Annotated in this window: 14 protein-coding genes; 4 read left to right on the top strand and 10 right to left on the bottom strand. The window is 44.8% G+C overall.

Annotated features, from left to right (window positions below; translation table 11 throughout):
• Window positions 1-37 precede the first annotated feature (37 nt).
• Window positions 38-574, top strand: coding sequence for a hypothetical protein (locus HYU97_00875; GenBank protein MBI2335307.1), 537 nt, complete (start codon window positions 38-40; stop codon window positions 572-574).
• The gene (locus tag HYU97_00870; GenBank protein MBI2335306.1) at window positions 540-1,163 is read left to right on the top strand and encodes a hypothetical protein; all 624 of its coding nucleotides are present in this window, start codon (window positions 540-542) and stop codon (window positions 1,161-1,163) included. Before HYU97_00875 ends, HYU97_00870 begins: the two co-directional genes overlap by 35 nt.
• On the opposite strand, the gene HYU97_00865 is transcribed toward HYU97_00870, so the two are convergent.
• Entirely contained in the window at window positions 1,164-2,147 is a 984-nt protein-coding gene (locus HYU97_00865) for a deoxyhypusine synthase family protein (protein MBI2335305.1), read from the bottom strand.
• 110 nt (window positions 2,148-2,257) lie between these two features.
• Between HYU97_00865 and HYU97_00860 the strand changes: the two genes are divergently transcribed.
• Window positions 2,258-2,842 carry a NifU family protein gene (locus HYU97_00860; protein MBI2335304.1) on the top strand — a complete coding sequence of 195 codons (585 nt, stop codon included), beginning with the start codon at window positions 2,258-2,260 and terminating at the stop codon, window positions 2,840-2,842.
• Window positions 2,839-3,879, top strand: coding sequence for a 3-deoxy-7-phosphoheptulonate synthase (locus tag HYU97_00855; protein ID MBI2335303.1), 1,041 nt, complete (start codon window positions 2,839-2,841; stop codon window positions 3,877-3,879). Before HYU97_00860 ends, HYU97_00855 begins: the two co-directional genes overlap by 4 nt.
• A 172-nt stretch (window positions 3,880-4,051) precedes the next feature.
• Here HYU97_00855 and HYU97_00850 read toward each other — a convergent pair whose 3' ends face one another.
• From HYU97_00850 to HYU97_00810, 9 genes are all read right to left on the bottom strand, one after another.
• Complete coding sequence (locus HYU97_00850; protein MBI2335302.1) at window positions 4,052-4,462, bottom strand: hypothetical protein; 411 nt, start codon at window positions 4,460-4,462, stop codon at window positions 4,052-4,054.
• 40 nt (window positions 4,463-4,502) lie between these two features.
• The gene (gene hisD, locus HYU97_00845; GenBank protein MBI2335301.1) at window positions 4,503-5,783 is read right to left on the bottom strand and encodes a histidinol dehydrogenase; all 1,281 of its coding nucleotides are present in this window, start codon (window positions 5,781-5,783) and stop codon (window positions 4,503-4,505) included.
• 95 nt (window positions 5,784-5,878) lie between these two features.
• Window positions 5,879-7,144: a UDP-N-acetylglucosamine 1-carboxyvinyltransferase gene (gene murA / locus HYU97_00840; protein MBI2335300.1), complete on the bottom strand. Its 1,266-nt coding sequence runs from the start codon at window positions 7,142-7,144 to the stop codon at window positions 5,879-5,881.
• Window positions 7,145-7,632: 488 nt separating this feature from the next.
• On the bottom strand, window positions 7,633-8,607 hold the full coding sequence (gene prmC / locus HYU97_00835) for a peptide chain release factor N(5)-glutamine methyltransferase (protein MBI2335299.1): 975 nt from the start codon (window positions 8,605-8,607) through the stop codon (window positions 7,633-7,635).
• 58 nt (window positions 8,608-8,665) lie between these two features.
• Entirely contained in the window at window positions 8,666-9,916 is a 1,251-nt protein-coding gene (locus HYU97_00830) for a hypothetical protein (GenBank protein MBI2335298.1), read from the bottom strand.
• 162 nt (window positions 9,917-10,078) lie between these two features.
• A complete protein-coding gene (locus tag HYU97_00825; protein MBI2335297.1) occupies window positions 10,079-10,840 on the bottom strand; it encodes an ABC transporter permease in 762 nt (253 codons plus the stop codon).
• Window positions 10,841-11,857 (bottom strand): ABC transporter ATP-binding protein, encoded by a 1,017-nt coding sequence (locus tag HYU97_00820; GenBank protein MBI2335296.1) that lies wholly within the window; start codon window positions 11,855-11,857, stop codon window positions 10,841-10,843.
• Window positions 11,857-12,618 (bottom strand): hypothetical protein, encoded by a 762-nt coding sequence (locus HYU97_00815; GenBank protein MBI2335295.1) that lies wholly within the window; start codon window positions 12,616-12,618, stop codon window positions 11,857-11,859. Before HYU97_00815 ends, HYU97_00820 begins: the two co-directional genes overlap by 1 nt.
• 268 nt (window positions 12,619-12,886) lie before the next feature.
• Entirely contained in the window at window positions 12,887-13,465 is a 579-nt protein-coding gene (locus HYU97_00810; protein MBI2335294.1) for a hypothetical protein, read from the bottom strand.
• Between the last annotated feature and the right edge of the window lie 28 nt (window positions 13,466-13,493).

Here is a 13,493-nt window from a genome sequence, read left to right as displayed (position 1 = left end):
ACAAACTGACTTAAAGATTTGTAGCAAGGAGAATACGATGGAATTGTCTAAATTAGCTCAGGGTTGGCTTGAATCGTGGCAAAGTGATCAATCACTCGATGGTAAAAAAATTAGTGCTGAAGAAATCACTGCAACCTTCGAATTGGCCAAGAGCGATGGGGTTAACCTTGATGAATACCAAGCCATGGGCGAGATTATTAGCCACATCAAAAAACTCGAGACCCGTGCTCATTATAGCTTGCATTCGAGTGCTAATGGTCCTTTTACCTGGCTTTGGCATGCCCAACGAATGACACAGGATTATAGTGTGGAAGGTCTTATTTTTAAAGATCATCTGCCTCCAAGCCTGGCCCTTGAAAAATACGTCAGCGGACTTTCTTTAACGAGCAGTACAGTTCCTTATACCGAAAAGATGTTTGACGGGCTTGAATATTACTGTGGCCGTTTGCCCAACAATTATATTTTTAATAACGATGTTTGTCCGGAAAATACCCTTTGGTTGAAAAGTAACGGTAAGCCTCCGCTTGATTTGCAAGTCCGTGGAGGCCCTAGTCGAGGTGGCAAGCCTTGGTAAAGAGGACTTAGCCAACCCCGCCGCCAAGATTTTAGAGAGGGACTTTTATCATTATGTTAGCGACGATTACGAGATCGGTAGAAAAAATCTTCAATTAAAAGACCCACGCCTTACTTACTACCTCATGGATGCATTGCTCGATCCTAATGTGCCTATCGGCAATAAGCAGAAGCACATCCTGCCTTTATTAAGAAGAATCCCCGATTTTAAAGTAGCTGGAACTATCGTGGGCATCTTCACATCGGGTCAAGCTTTGAATTCCCACTACGTTTCTGATCTTTCAGCAACATTAGGTATGGTGGCAGAAAGTGCCGAAGACCATATGAGATATGACAGTTACCTGCTTGCCTATGGTTCATCCATTCCAATCGAGTGGCAAGTGGAGCGAGCCGTCAAGTTAGCTGAGGAAGCTTTAGCTTATTTTCGAAATAATAATGGAATGACTTATTGGTCCAACTCATGGGCAGCGGGTGCTTATTTAACTGTAAAGAATTTTCTCAACTTAAAAGTAAAACGGGCCGCCAATCCTGATCCTAAGTGGATTTTTAGATTAGAGATGGCCCTTGCGCCTTTTGAGATTAAAAAATAATTACCCAGCCAGTACATAATTGAAAATCAAAGGGGCTACAATCGTAGCGTCTGACTCAATCACAAACCGTGGGGTGTCAGGGCCTAGTTTTTCCCAAGTAATTTTTTCGTTAGGCACCGCGCCGCTATAAGAACCAAAGCTAGTGGTGCTATCGCTGATTTGGCAAAAATAACTCCAGAGCTTGCAGGGGGTTTGTAAATCTTGACGAATCAGCGGAACCACGCAAATAGGGAAGTCGCCGGCAATGCCCCCACCAATTTGAAAAAATCCTACACCGTTGTTTTGCGTATTTTCTAAATACCAGCCAATCAAAAATTTCATGGCCTCTAAACCTTGCCGAACAATGTGCACATTTTTGACACTGCCGTCATATACGTGGCTGGCAAAAATATTGCCTAAGGTTGAATCTTCCCAACCGGGGGTGATGATGGGCAGATTTTTTTCAGCCGCCGCCACCATCCAAGAATTTTTAGGATCGATTTGATAAAACTTTTTTAAACTATTGTTGCGGATGAGTTCGTAAAAATATTCGTAAGGGAATAGGCTACGGTTTTTCTGATCGTTATCTTTCCATAAAGGCAACATAGCAGTCTCAATCCGGCGAATGGCTTCGTGTTCGGGGATGCACGTATCGGTTACACGGTTTAAACCACGTTCTCGCAATTTAACTTCTTGGTCAGGGGTGAGTTGCCGATATTCTGGGATGCGTTCGTAATAATCGTGGGCGACAAGATTAAAAATGTCTTCTTCTAAATTAGCCCCGGTGCAAGTGATGATATGCACTTTATCTTCCTTAATCATTTCGGCCAAACTAATCCCAAGTTCAGCTGTGCTCATGGCACCGGCCAGGCAGACCATCATTTTATTGCCAGATTGAATTTGCTTTTCATAAGCAAGGGCCGCATCTTTTAATACCGCGGCATTAAAGTGTTTATAGTTTTCATCAATAAAATGGCGAATGGTTTGGCGTTCTGATTTTTTCATGCCCGACTAGTAACAAAAATAACCTATGGGGTGCAAGTGTGTAGTTTATCAAACTTTTTCCACCTTTACAGAGTAAGCTAAAATAGTTATTAATGCTTTATGAGGTTACTATGAATAAAAATTATGAAATTCAAAGACTTGATTGGACCCCTAATCCCAATGCCTTTAAATTGATTTTAAACGATAAGGTTACGGCAGGGGCCGGGCTCAATTTTACAACGCCGGAGGAGGCCAAAGATAATGCCTTGGCATTAAAACTTATTCAAATCAAAGCTGTAGAATCGGTTTTTTTGAAAGATAATTTTATCACCATTACGCAAATGCCTGAAGGGGCGATGAACGATATTCATGACCAAGCCGTTTCCATCATTCACGACACTCAGGTCTTTCCGGCCGATCAGTTGGCCACCGCAGATAGTCAAACTGAAGGTATCAATTTTAGTGGCGACTTTGATGAAAAAGAGAATGAAGAAAAATTGGCCATCATTAATCTTTTATTTGATAATGAAATCCGCCCTGGCTTAGCCATGGATGGTGGGGGTTTAGAAGTGTTAAGCCTAGAAGATAATGTGCTAGTGGTTCATTATCAAGGGGCCTGTGGGTCTTGCCCAAGTGCCACTGCCGGGACGCTTAATTACATCAGCCAACTTTTAAAGAATCGCTTAAGTCCCAGTTTGGAAGTGATTAATCAGTGAAAAAACTCATCAATCGTAATGTCGAAAGTTCCAAACCTTTACCGACACCGCTAGAAATTAAAAAAAGCCTTCCCGTAACGCCGCAGCATGAGCAGACCGTCATGCAAGCAAGGAACACCATCGAGGCTATCTTAGATGGAAAGGATAAGCGAATTTTTGCGGTGGTGGGGCCCTGTTCGATCCACGACCTTCAAGCAGCTCATGAATATGCTGAAAAACTTTCGAAATTAAAACAAAAGATCGAAGATAAAATTTTTGTAGTGATGCGAGTCTATTTTGAAAAACCTCGCACGACCACAGGGTGGAAGGGTTTGATTAACGACCCTGATCTCGATGATTCGTTTCATATTGAAAAAGGCATTAAAATTGCCCGGCAACTTTTATTAGATTTTGCCCAATTGGGCTTAGCTGCTGGCACCGAGGCCCTCGACCCCATTATCCCACAGTATATTTCTGAATTAATCTCATGGACGGCGATTGGCGCACGTACAACCGAAAGCCAAACCCATCGTGAAATGGCCAGTGGTTTATCCATGCCGATTGGTTTTAAGAATGGAACCGATGGAAATATTGAAGTAGCGCTCAACGCGATGAAATCAGCGCTGAAGCCGCACCATTTTTTGGGGATCGATCAAGATGGTAAAATCACCGTTTTTAAAACCCGTGGCAATCGCTATTGTCACATGGTTTTGCGGGGAGGCAAAACTCCGAATTATTCTCCTGAACAAATTGCCAAGGTTGAAAATGAATTAAACAAAAATAATTTACCTGATAAAATTGTGGTGGATTGTAGCCATGGCAACTCAGGCAAAGATTATGCCAAACAACCTCAAGTGCTTACTGAGGTCATTGCGCAAATTCGGCAAGGCAATGCATCGCTTGTGGGGGTGATGTTGGAAAGTAATCTCATGGCGGGCAGGCAAGATATTCCCCAAGACCTCAAACAATTAAAATACGGTGTTTCGGTAACCGATGCTTGCCTCGATTGGGAAACCACCGAAAAAATTCTCACCGAGGCCTATCGGCAACTTAAATAATTCTGTCATTGCGAACCCAGCAGGGTGAAGCAATCTCTTCTGTATAACCGGTGAGATTGCCGCGCCCGTTGGGCTCGCAATGACAGAAAGTCCATACCGGCTAGCCCGCATGGGGGCCCCGCCGCTTCCGCGATGGGTCTCCTCAGCAAGGCTGCGAGACTTTAAAAAATTTCTACTTGTTGAGTTGCCGATACTCGCCTTGGGCGTAGTCTTTGGTGGGGGAGACGAGATGATTAGTGAAGAGCTTTTTGTGTAAGACGGTTTCAGGGAGCACGTTGACCTTGTTGTAAATGGTCACGGGTTCTCTAGATTTTTCGTCCCCCCCTGCATAAACGGCAATATTGTAGGGCCCGCTGGGTAGGGTAAATTCATAAACATCGCGGTTGGCGTCTATCTTAATGGGTTTCTTTTTGCCTTCGGGGAAAATAGCTAAACCATAACCCTCCACGGCAAGTTGGCCATTAGGCAGATGAATCGATAAGACGACCGTGCCTTGATGAAAGGAGTATTTTTTCTTGGGTTCCTTGGCCGTAACCGGAGCGGCGATAAAAAATAATAAAAACAACAATAGGGCTTTTTTCATCGAAGGATACTTATACTAAATGAGTTGCTCGAAGCAAGCGCTAAAGTCTGGCGCGGATACTGTCGGCGTGGGCAATCAGAGATTCCATTTCGGCTAGCCGAATGATATCGGGGGCCATTCGTTTAAAGGTCTTTTCATCACAACCCATGATACTGGTGGCTTTAAGAAAGTCTTGCACGTTGAGGCAACTGGAAAATTTAGCCGTGCCTGCCGTAGGCAACACATGAGAAGGGCCTGCAAAATAATCACCCAAAGCCACCGGGGCATGATGGCCCAAAAAGATAGCCCCTGCATTGTTAATTTTTTCGGCAATCTTAGCGGCATCTTTAATAACTAATTCGAGATGTTCGGGGGCAACTTCATTGATCAGCCCGATCGCACTTTCAACATTTTTGGTGATGATAATAAAGGTACGGTTTTTAATCGCCGATTCAGCAATGGTTCGCCTGGGGGTAGCGCGTAATTGGCGACGCAGTTCACCATCAACCCGGTGAGCAAAATTGATATTAAAAGTTACCAAAACACAGGTGGCATTTTCATCGTGTTCAGCCTGGCTTAATAAATCTGCGGCGATGATTTTAGGGTCAGCCTCTTCGCCGGCCAAGACGCAGATTTCGGTAGGGCCAGCAATCATATCAATGCCAATAAACCCAAACACCAATTTTTTTGCGATGGTTACATAAAGGTTCCCAGGCCCCACGACTTTATCAACCTTAGGAATAGAAGGCGTGCCATAGGTGAGGGCCGCGATGGCGTGGGCCCCGCCCACTTTATAAATATGATCAACTTTGGCAATATCGGCAGCTACTAAAACAGCTGGGTTCACTTGCCCTTCTACAAAGGGGGTGACCATAGCAAGATATTGCACCCCAGCTACTTTAGCGGGGATGGCATTCATGAGCACCGTTGAAGGATAAGACGCCTTGCCACCAGGCACATAAATACCCACTTTTTCAATAGGCGTAAAACGCAAGCCTAATTCTAGGCCGTTTTCTTTTAAGCTAAAATTATTAATGGGTTGTTTTTCGTAGAAACGAGTAATGTTATCGGCAGCCCGCTTTAAAGCGGTAATTTCTTCTTTTTTTAATTGCTGGTAGGCCTTTTTGATTTCAACCTTGGTGACCGCAATTTTACCATCTTTAATTTTATGTTTGTCCCACTTTTCAGTGTAGGAAATGAGAGCTTTATCACCCCGCAAGCGAACATCTTCCAGAATTTTTGCAATTTCAGTTTCTAAAGGGCTGGCAAGCGTCTCCTTGCGTTTAAGGATTTTTTCAAATTCGTAACGAAAGTTTCGTTCGCTCGAGCGAAGTATTTTCATAATAGAGGTGCCACGTCAAAAGTGAATGAGCGGGCAAGATTACTAAAAAATTGCTCCAGAAGCAAGGGGCGAAGGGGTGGTTAAAAGAGGTGGGTCTAGAACCGGTATTTGACTTTGATACGACGGACTTTAGCGCCTACATTACGGAATTTCTTTTCAATCCCCTCATAGCCACGGTCTATATGATAAACCCGGCTAATCTCTGTGATGCCCTCAGCTGCAAGCCCGGCCAACACCAGGCAGGCACTAGCACGAAGGTCGGTGGCCATGATGGGTGCGCCGGAGAGCTTGGGGACGCCCTTGATAAAGGCTTTATTGCCTTGCAAGTGAATGTCGGCGCCCATGCGGTTTAATTCTGACACATGCATAAACCGATTTTCAAAAATGTTCTCTTCGATCACACTTTCCCCTTTGGCCAAGGCCATCAACGCCATGAATTGGGCCTGAAAATCCGTGGGGAAATTTGGGTAAGGGCTGGTGCTAATATCCACCGGGCTAATTTCTTTAGGCCCTCGAATTTTTAACTGTTTTTGACCATTTTCAACCATGGCACCAGCCATTTTAAGTTTATCAATGAGGGAAGTGAGGTGATGGGGATTGGCATTTTCGAGGGTGATTTCACCCCCGGTCATGCAGGCACCAATGAGAAAAGTGCCAGCTTCAATACGATCGGGCATAACGCTAAATTTACAACCCTTTAAACTTGCAACCCCTTCAATGGTGATGGTCGAAGTACCTTCCCCTTCAATCTTTGCCCCCATGGCTTTTAGCATCTGGGCTAGATCTACCACTTCAGGTTCACAGGCGGCATTGGTAATCACCGTGGTGCCTTGGGCAAGGCAGGCTGCCATCATGGCATTTTCAGTGCCTGTGACCGTGATGGTGTCAAAATGAATGGGTGCCCCTTGCAACGCTCTAGCCTCGGCATGAATATAACCGTGCTCAACTTGAATCTTGGCGCCTAATTTTTCTAACGCCACCAAATGCAGATTAACCGGCCTTGCGCCGATCGCACAACCACCGGGCAAGCTTACCACCGCCTTGCCAACTTTGGCCACTAAGGGCCCCAACACCAAAATCGAAGCGCGCATGGTACGCACCAAATCATAGTGGGCGAGATGTTTAGTAAGAGGCGCTGGTTGGGTTTTGCACTGATGATTGCGATAGCTTACTTTCATGCCAAAACCCTCCAATAGGCGCATCATGGTTTTGACATCGGAAAGATTAGGGACATTGTCGATTGTTACCGGCCCATCGGCTAAAATCGTCGCAGCTAAAATAGGCAGGCTAGCATTTTTAGAACCCGAGATCTTGACCTTGCCTTTTAAGGGCCATTGCCCTTGCAAGATAATTTTATCCATCCCGCTGATCTAAGCCTATTTATAAGGAGAGTCAAATACTACTCCACGTCTTTTCGAGGTAGGGAGAGGCCAATGGAGAGCCCGCGCCCGGTCGGCCTAGTCGGGCTAAAAAATTTTTTGTTTTTAATTGAATTAGAGTATTCCTTCGTCATCCTCTAATTCAAAAAAACAATAAAATTTTTTAACCCTCCTACGTCCGACCTCCTGCGCTAAAAGGCTCTCCCTTGGCCTCTCCCTACCTCGAAAAGACTTTCTGCAAATATTTGCAGAGATATAAAAAGTTTTACTGAAGTGGGCTAAGGGGTAATTTGAGAACTTTTAGCACAGGAGTGAAGCCGTAGGAGGTTCAAAAAATCCTATTATTTTTTTGAATTAGAGGATGACAGAGGAATACTCTAATTCAATAAAAATAAAGGATTTTTTGAGCCGAGTAGGCTTCACGGGTGCGAGTTTTCAAATTACCCCTTAGCCCACTTCAGTAAAACTTTTTAGGTTTGGCAATTGTCTCTCTGCACGATTTCAATTTCAAGAACGCGATCGTGATGGGCTAGGTCTTGGTGAAGTTTGGCTTGTAGGTAAGAGTTTTTAGAAATGAATTCAAGGCACGCCTTGCCTTGAGTGGCTCCAATTTCCAATAGGGCTTTACCCGTCGGTTTAAGCCAATTTCTGAGTCGATTGATCAATTGAAAAATTAAATCGAGTCCGTGGTTCTTTGCCACCAGGGCTTTCCGCGGTTCAAACTTGGCTACCTCGGGCATAAGCCCTTCGATTTCATCGCTACTAACATAGGGGAGGTTGGCCACAATTAAATCAAAGGCATGGTCAAATTCAGGTTGGTCAAAATTAGTAAAATCACGATTGATCCACTGGATACGCTCTAACACCCCATGAAACGCGGCATTTTCTTGGGCACAGGCAATGGCCTCTGGGCTAACATCCATGGCAATGCCAGTAGAGGACGCTAGATTTTTTAAGAGTGAAATGAGAATACAACCCGAGCCTGTGCCGATATCGAGGATTTTAATGGTGTCATTATAAAGGGGCATATCTGTCATTGCGAACCCAGCGGGGTGAAGCAATCTCTTCTGTCTAATCGGTGAGATTGCCACGCCCGTTGGGCTAGCAATGACAGATATGCCCAACTCCACAATCAGCTCTGTTTCAGGTCGGGGGATCAACACCCCGGGCCGAATTCGAAACGGAAGTGAAAAAAAATCTTTTTCGCCTGTAATGTAAGCAAGCGGTTCACGATTGGCCCGGCGCTGAATTAAGGCCTTAAATTGAGCAAGCTCGGCTTCATTGATTGGTCGTTCAAAATTTGTATAAAGTTGTACGCGAGTGAGTTTAAGGCAATTTGCCAAAAGCAATTCAGCATCGAGCCGAGGGGAATCAAGCCCCTTTTTTTGAAAAAATTGCTCGGTCCATTGCAGTAGAGTAAGAATAGTCCAGGTTTGAGTTGTCATATAAAAAAAGACCCTGATGTTTTACGCCAGGGTCTTTTTTATGCAAACAGAATTTTTTTTATAATTCAAACACCAAATATTGCAACACCCGCTCTTGCGGCCAAAAGCCAGTGGTGGGGCAACTTTCCGAGGTATGATAAGAACTATAAAGCACCCGACCACCACTAGACCCAGCATCAAAGGTGACCGTTAAAGGACGATCTTGGGAGTCAACATCGGTACCAGTGATCCATGTTGTAATCGTGGCACCCGATTCAGCGCCATCCATCATGGCCCAACCACTCAAAAAATCACCAATAAAGATAGAGCCATCAGCATTGCGCGCTCCGGCGGTTCCATTGACGGTAGTGCTGGAACAATCTGTTTCATTGTTCCCGGTGTTGACGGTACGACTATCAAGCCAAGTCCCTAAAGCCGCGACTTCGACAGTAGCGTTTTCATCAAAAAAACTGCTACTACCATCTTCGGCCTCGCCTGCAGTTTCTGCAGAAGTGCCAGAACCACCATCTTTGAAATCAACAAATTCGGGGAAGGCTTGCTCTACATAATCATAGGACAGATCGGTGACATAAAGTTTCCCACCTGCTAAAACATAATTTCGAAGATTGGTGACCTTAGTACTTGTATCCGTGTCGAGTTCATCCCCAAGATCAAATTCATCACAGTTGATAAAAATAATATCATGTTGAGCAAGTTTGGTAGTATCTAACATAACATCAGCCCAATTTTCGTAGTCGGAGTCATCTAAACTACTGTCACCATCATAGAGAGTGAAGGTTTCGGTCCCTAGTTCAAGTCGCCCCGCACTCGTAACAGTACCGAATCCTAGTTTGGCTAGCACGTCTTGCATGCTGTCAAAGCTTCCAGTGACCACAGCCATATTAATGCTGGTGGTAGCTACGGGTGCAGTTGTTGGAGCAGCGCCGCAACTGATCGTGGTTGAACCACTAAAACTACCCTTTAAATATTTCACCGTGGTTGAACCTGTGCCAGAGCATGTCAAAGTAGCTTGCCCCGCAGCATTGGTACACTCACTATCACTGGCTGTTTCCGTAGGGTCATCGCAGGTTTCGCCCTCAGAATCGGTTAAAGAATTTCGAATAATTTGAACCTCAGCCGCTGAAATACTCGAACTAGCCGGGATCCATACGGTCGCTCCAGAAACCGGGTCAACCCCGTTGGGGGCAGTAAGGGTTAGGGTGATTTGGCCAGGGGTACCACCGGCATCTGTACCCGAACCACAGCCCAAGTGACCTATGGCTAAAGTTAATAATAAAAGGATGGGAAAAAGGAAAAGCCGCTGAAACATAAAGCCCCCTTCTTGGGTTTAAAGGTGTAAGCCCCCACACATTGCTGTATTTATCTACAAGACCCAAGCAAAAGTCAAAAGGTTAAATATTTTGCCACTGGCTTTAGCCGGTGACAAAATATTTAATCCCGGACTCGATCCGGGATCCATCTGCCTTTCATTCTAAGTCACCATTTTATACCCTATTTTAAATAACCACACACAAATTGCAAAAGTGGCGATGGTCAAAAAAACCAGAATTCCAAGGGATAAGCTCAAGGCAACGGCGCTGGTCCCCAAAATGCTATAACGCAAACTATCCACCAGATAAAAAATAGGATTAATCAAACTCACCTTGTGCCAAAACGGGGGCAGCATTTGGATAGAATAAAAAACCCCACCCAAATAAACCAGGGGGGTGATGAGAAAGTTGGTAAACATGGCAATACTGTCCCAGCCCTCCGCTTGCAGGGCAGAAATAATGCCTAAGTTAGAAAAAATGATAGAGGAAAGGGTCAACACCAATAAAGTGAGCGGCCAATCGTGGACTTTTAAGTGCACCGAAAAAATTCCTACCAATAAAGTGATGAGCCCAATCACCAAACCCCGTAAAATGCCGCCAATGGCTAGCGAGAGCGCCATTTGAAAATAGGTGACCGGGGCAATCAGCGTGTTTTCGATGCTGCGGTCCATGCGGGCCATGAAGAGACTGGTGGAGGTGTTGGCATAGGCATTGGTGATCACCGACATAGAGGCCAAGCCTGGCAAGATAAACATAATGTAACTAAAACCTTCGATTTGTCGAATCGAAGCGCCCAATGAAAATCCAAAAATAAAAATGAACAACAAGGTCGTGATGATGGGCGGAAAAATGGTTTGCCGGGAAAGTCTGGAAAACCGGTAAACTTCGCGCTCAATGAGTGTAAAAAATCCTTGGTACATCATTTATATCGCGGGCCCGGTCCCGGGCCTTCCCCCAGCAGTGCTCGTCTGCAAGGCAGACTCCGCGCTGGTGGGGGGCCCCCTGCCCGGGTCACCCGCTATACCTGCAATTGTCTTCACAAATACTTCTTCCAAGTCGCCCTTTTGAATATTGATATCCAAAACCTTGCGAGAAGATTTTTGCAAAATGCGTTGTAAAATTCGCTCGGTTAAGGGGCCCAATTGTTGCCCTTTAGCTTGTAATAAAGATCCATTAACATTCACATCGGATATGTCGTGAAATTCTTGGGCGTCAATAGGTTCGTTGAGTAAAATCTCCACGCGATGTTCGCAGTATTTATCAACCAAGGCCTGCGGCGATCCCATTTCAACGATTTGCCCGTGATTAATAATTCCCACCCGCTCACAAAGATATTCGGCCTCATCAATATAATGCGTGGTTAAGAGAATCGTGGTGCCGCTTACATGCAGGTCTTTTAAAAATTGCCAAAGCTCGTGGCGTTGCTCCACATCAATGCCCGCCGTCGGCTCGTCTAAAATAAGAATCTTAGGTTTGTTCATTAAGGCGCGAGCAATGAGTAAGCGTTTTTGCATGCCGCCCGATAATTTGTAAAATTGTTCTTTGGCTTTGGCGGCAAGATCAAACTGTTCCAGCAACTCCTGTGCCCTCAGCTTAGATTCTTTGCGCGAGAGGCCAAAAAAACCCCCTTGAAATTGCAAGGTGCGTTCAAGATTAAAAAAGCGATCTACATTCGTGTCTTGAGGAGAAAAACCAATTTGAGCCTTGGTGTAGGTATAATCTTGCAAGGTAGATTTGCCAAACACCAACACCTGCCCTAGGGTTGGCCGGCAAAGCCCCACCAAACAATGAATCAGTGTGGATTTGCCAGCACCATTAGGCCCTAACAAACCAAAAAATTCTCCTTCTGAAATTTCAAGATTAACGTCGCGGAGTGCCTCTACCTTTGGGTATTTTTTGGTTAAGCCTTGAATAGCGATGGCAGGAAGGGGCGATTTCATCAATGCAAGCCCACTTTGACAAATGCGCTACCATTCCATTGGTAAACATGGGTGTTAAATTTTTCAAAGTTCCCGGTTTTAACCCTCAATAGGGGAATCCCCTTTTCCTCACCTAAGGTGACTTGGGTTGAAGTTACTGCGCTGTTGCCCTCTAAAAAAGTAGCGAGGCTTAACTCATTATCTTCTTTTAATTTCGCCCATGCGGGTTTGCCTGCCTGCAAATACATGACCGTCGCGGTTTTTAAAACATCCTCGCGCACAAAGGTTCGCACTAAGAAAAAAGGGATGCCTTGCTTATCAATAATAGGTTTTGCGCTCAATTGGGGCGGGCCTAAAGGTTCGCCTTTGAGTTGATCTTTAATAGGGGCAAAATCCAGCAATTCCTTATGCGTGCCCCCGGTGGGGTCTTTTTTTAAAACCATGATTTTAGGTTTGCCAAGGTCGGGGTTATCGAGATTTTTACCTTGGGCATAGGCAAGGATGGTGTAATCGTTGTGATGGAGCCCGGTAAAATTTTGGTCGATGGCATCGAGGGGCAATAAGGGTAATACTTTTTCAGGTGCAACGGTTTGAAACAAACTATCCGTTGAAGGGGCGGAAGCTAAGGGTGCGGTATTAACTACGGTCGCCGGGCGTTTGACTGAAGATCCATTGCTGCTCCAGTGGTCCAGTTGCTCGTAAAGCAACACCGCCCCGCAAGCGATGAGAATAAACACCAAAGCGCGAGTGTAATAATCCCTTTTTTTACGTCGTTTTCCCATAAAATTAAGCAATCTATAACTCAAAAAGGAGGGCGTATGAAGGGCTTTTTCGTAATGCCTCAGTTTTAGGGGTTTAGCTTTCCGAAACCCTTTGTGCGAGAGCGACGAGTCATGAGCACTTTAAAAACATATGGTTTGTAGAAGTTAGGGTATGACCAGAGGGAATACCCTAACTTCTAAACAAACCAATGTTTTTTAAGTGCGAATACGAGGAGCGGAGCACGGGTTGAGGAAAGCTAAACCCCTAAAACTGAGGCATTACGCTTTTTCAGCTCTGGCTTAAAGATTTGATACCTAATAGATTACACAAAACTTTGCTGCTGACTTCTGCCATGGCTTGATAGCCTTCTGAGTTAGGGTGGGCGAAGTCTTCAAAAAATTTGCGATTGGGGGTTTTGGTTTTCGGATTGAGTAAGGCCGAAAAAAAATCAATGTAAGGTAATTTTTGAGCCCGGGCTTGTTTTTTGAGCCAATTGCGAAACTTGGTTAATTCTTTTTCTCGCTTCTTGTCTAACACGGGTGGGGGCAAGCCAATAATAGGGTTGATTTTGTTTTGTTGTAATTTTTTAATTAAAGCTTCAAAATTTTCTTTCATAAACTCATAGCGGTGATTAGTAAAAATGTCGTTGGTCCCCCCCATCACAATGCAATAATTGGGCTTTAAATCAATCACATCTTCCATCACCCGACGCACGAGGTCTTTGAGAGTGCTACCGTTAGAACCATGATTTAACAAAGGAATTCCAGTTTTTTCTTCAGTGATTGCCACCCACGAAAGCGGATGACCATAAGGGAACCCATAGGTGAGGCTGTCACCATAGGCGATGATGCGAATGGATTTCTGCATGCTTTATTATGGGAATTTAAAAGGAATT

It is taken from the genome of Deltaproteobacteria bacterium (genome assembly GCA_016183235.1).
In the GTDB taxonomy this organism is placed as follows: domain Bacteria; phylum UBA10199; class UBA10199; order DSSB01; family JACPFA01; genus JACPFA01.
This window is presented reverse-complemented; position numbering and strand designations above follow the sequence as displayed.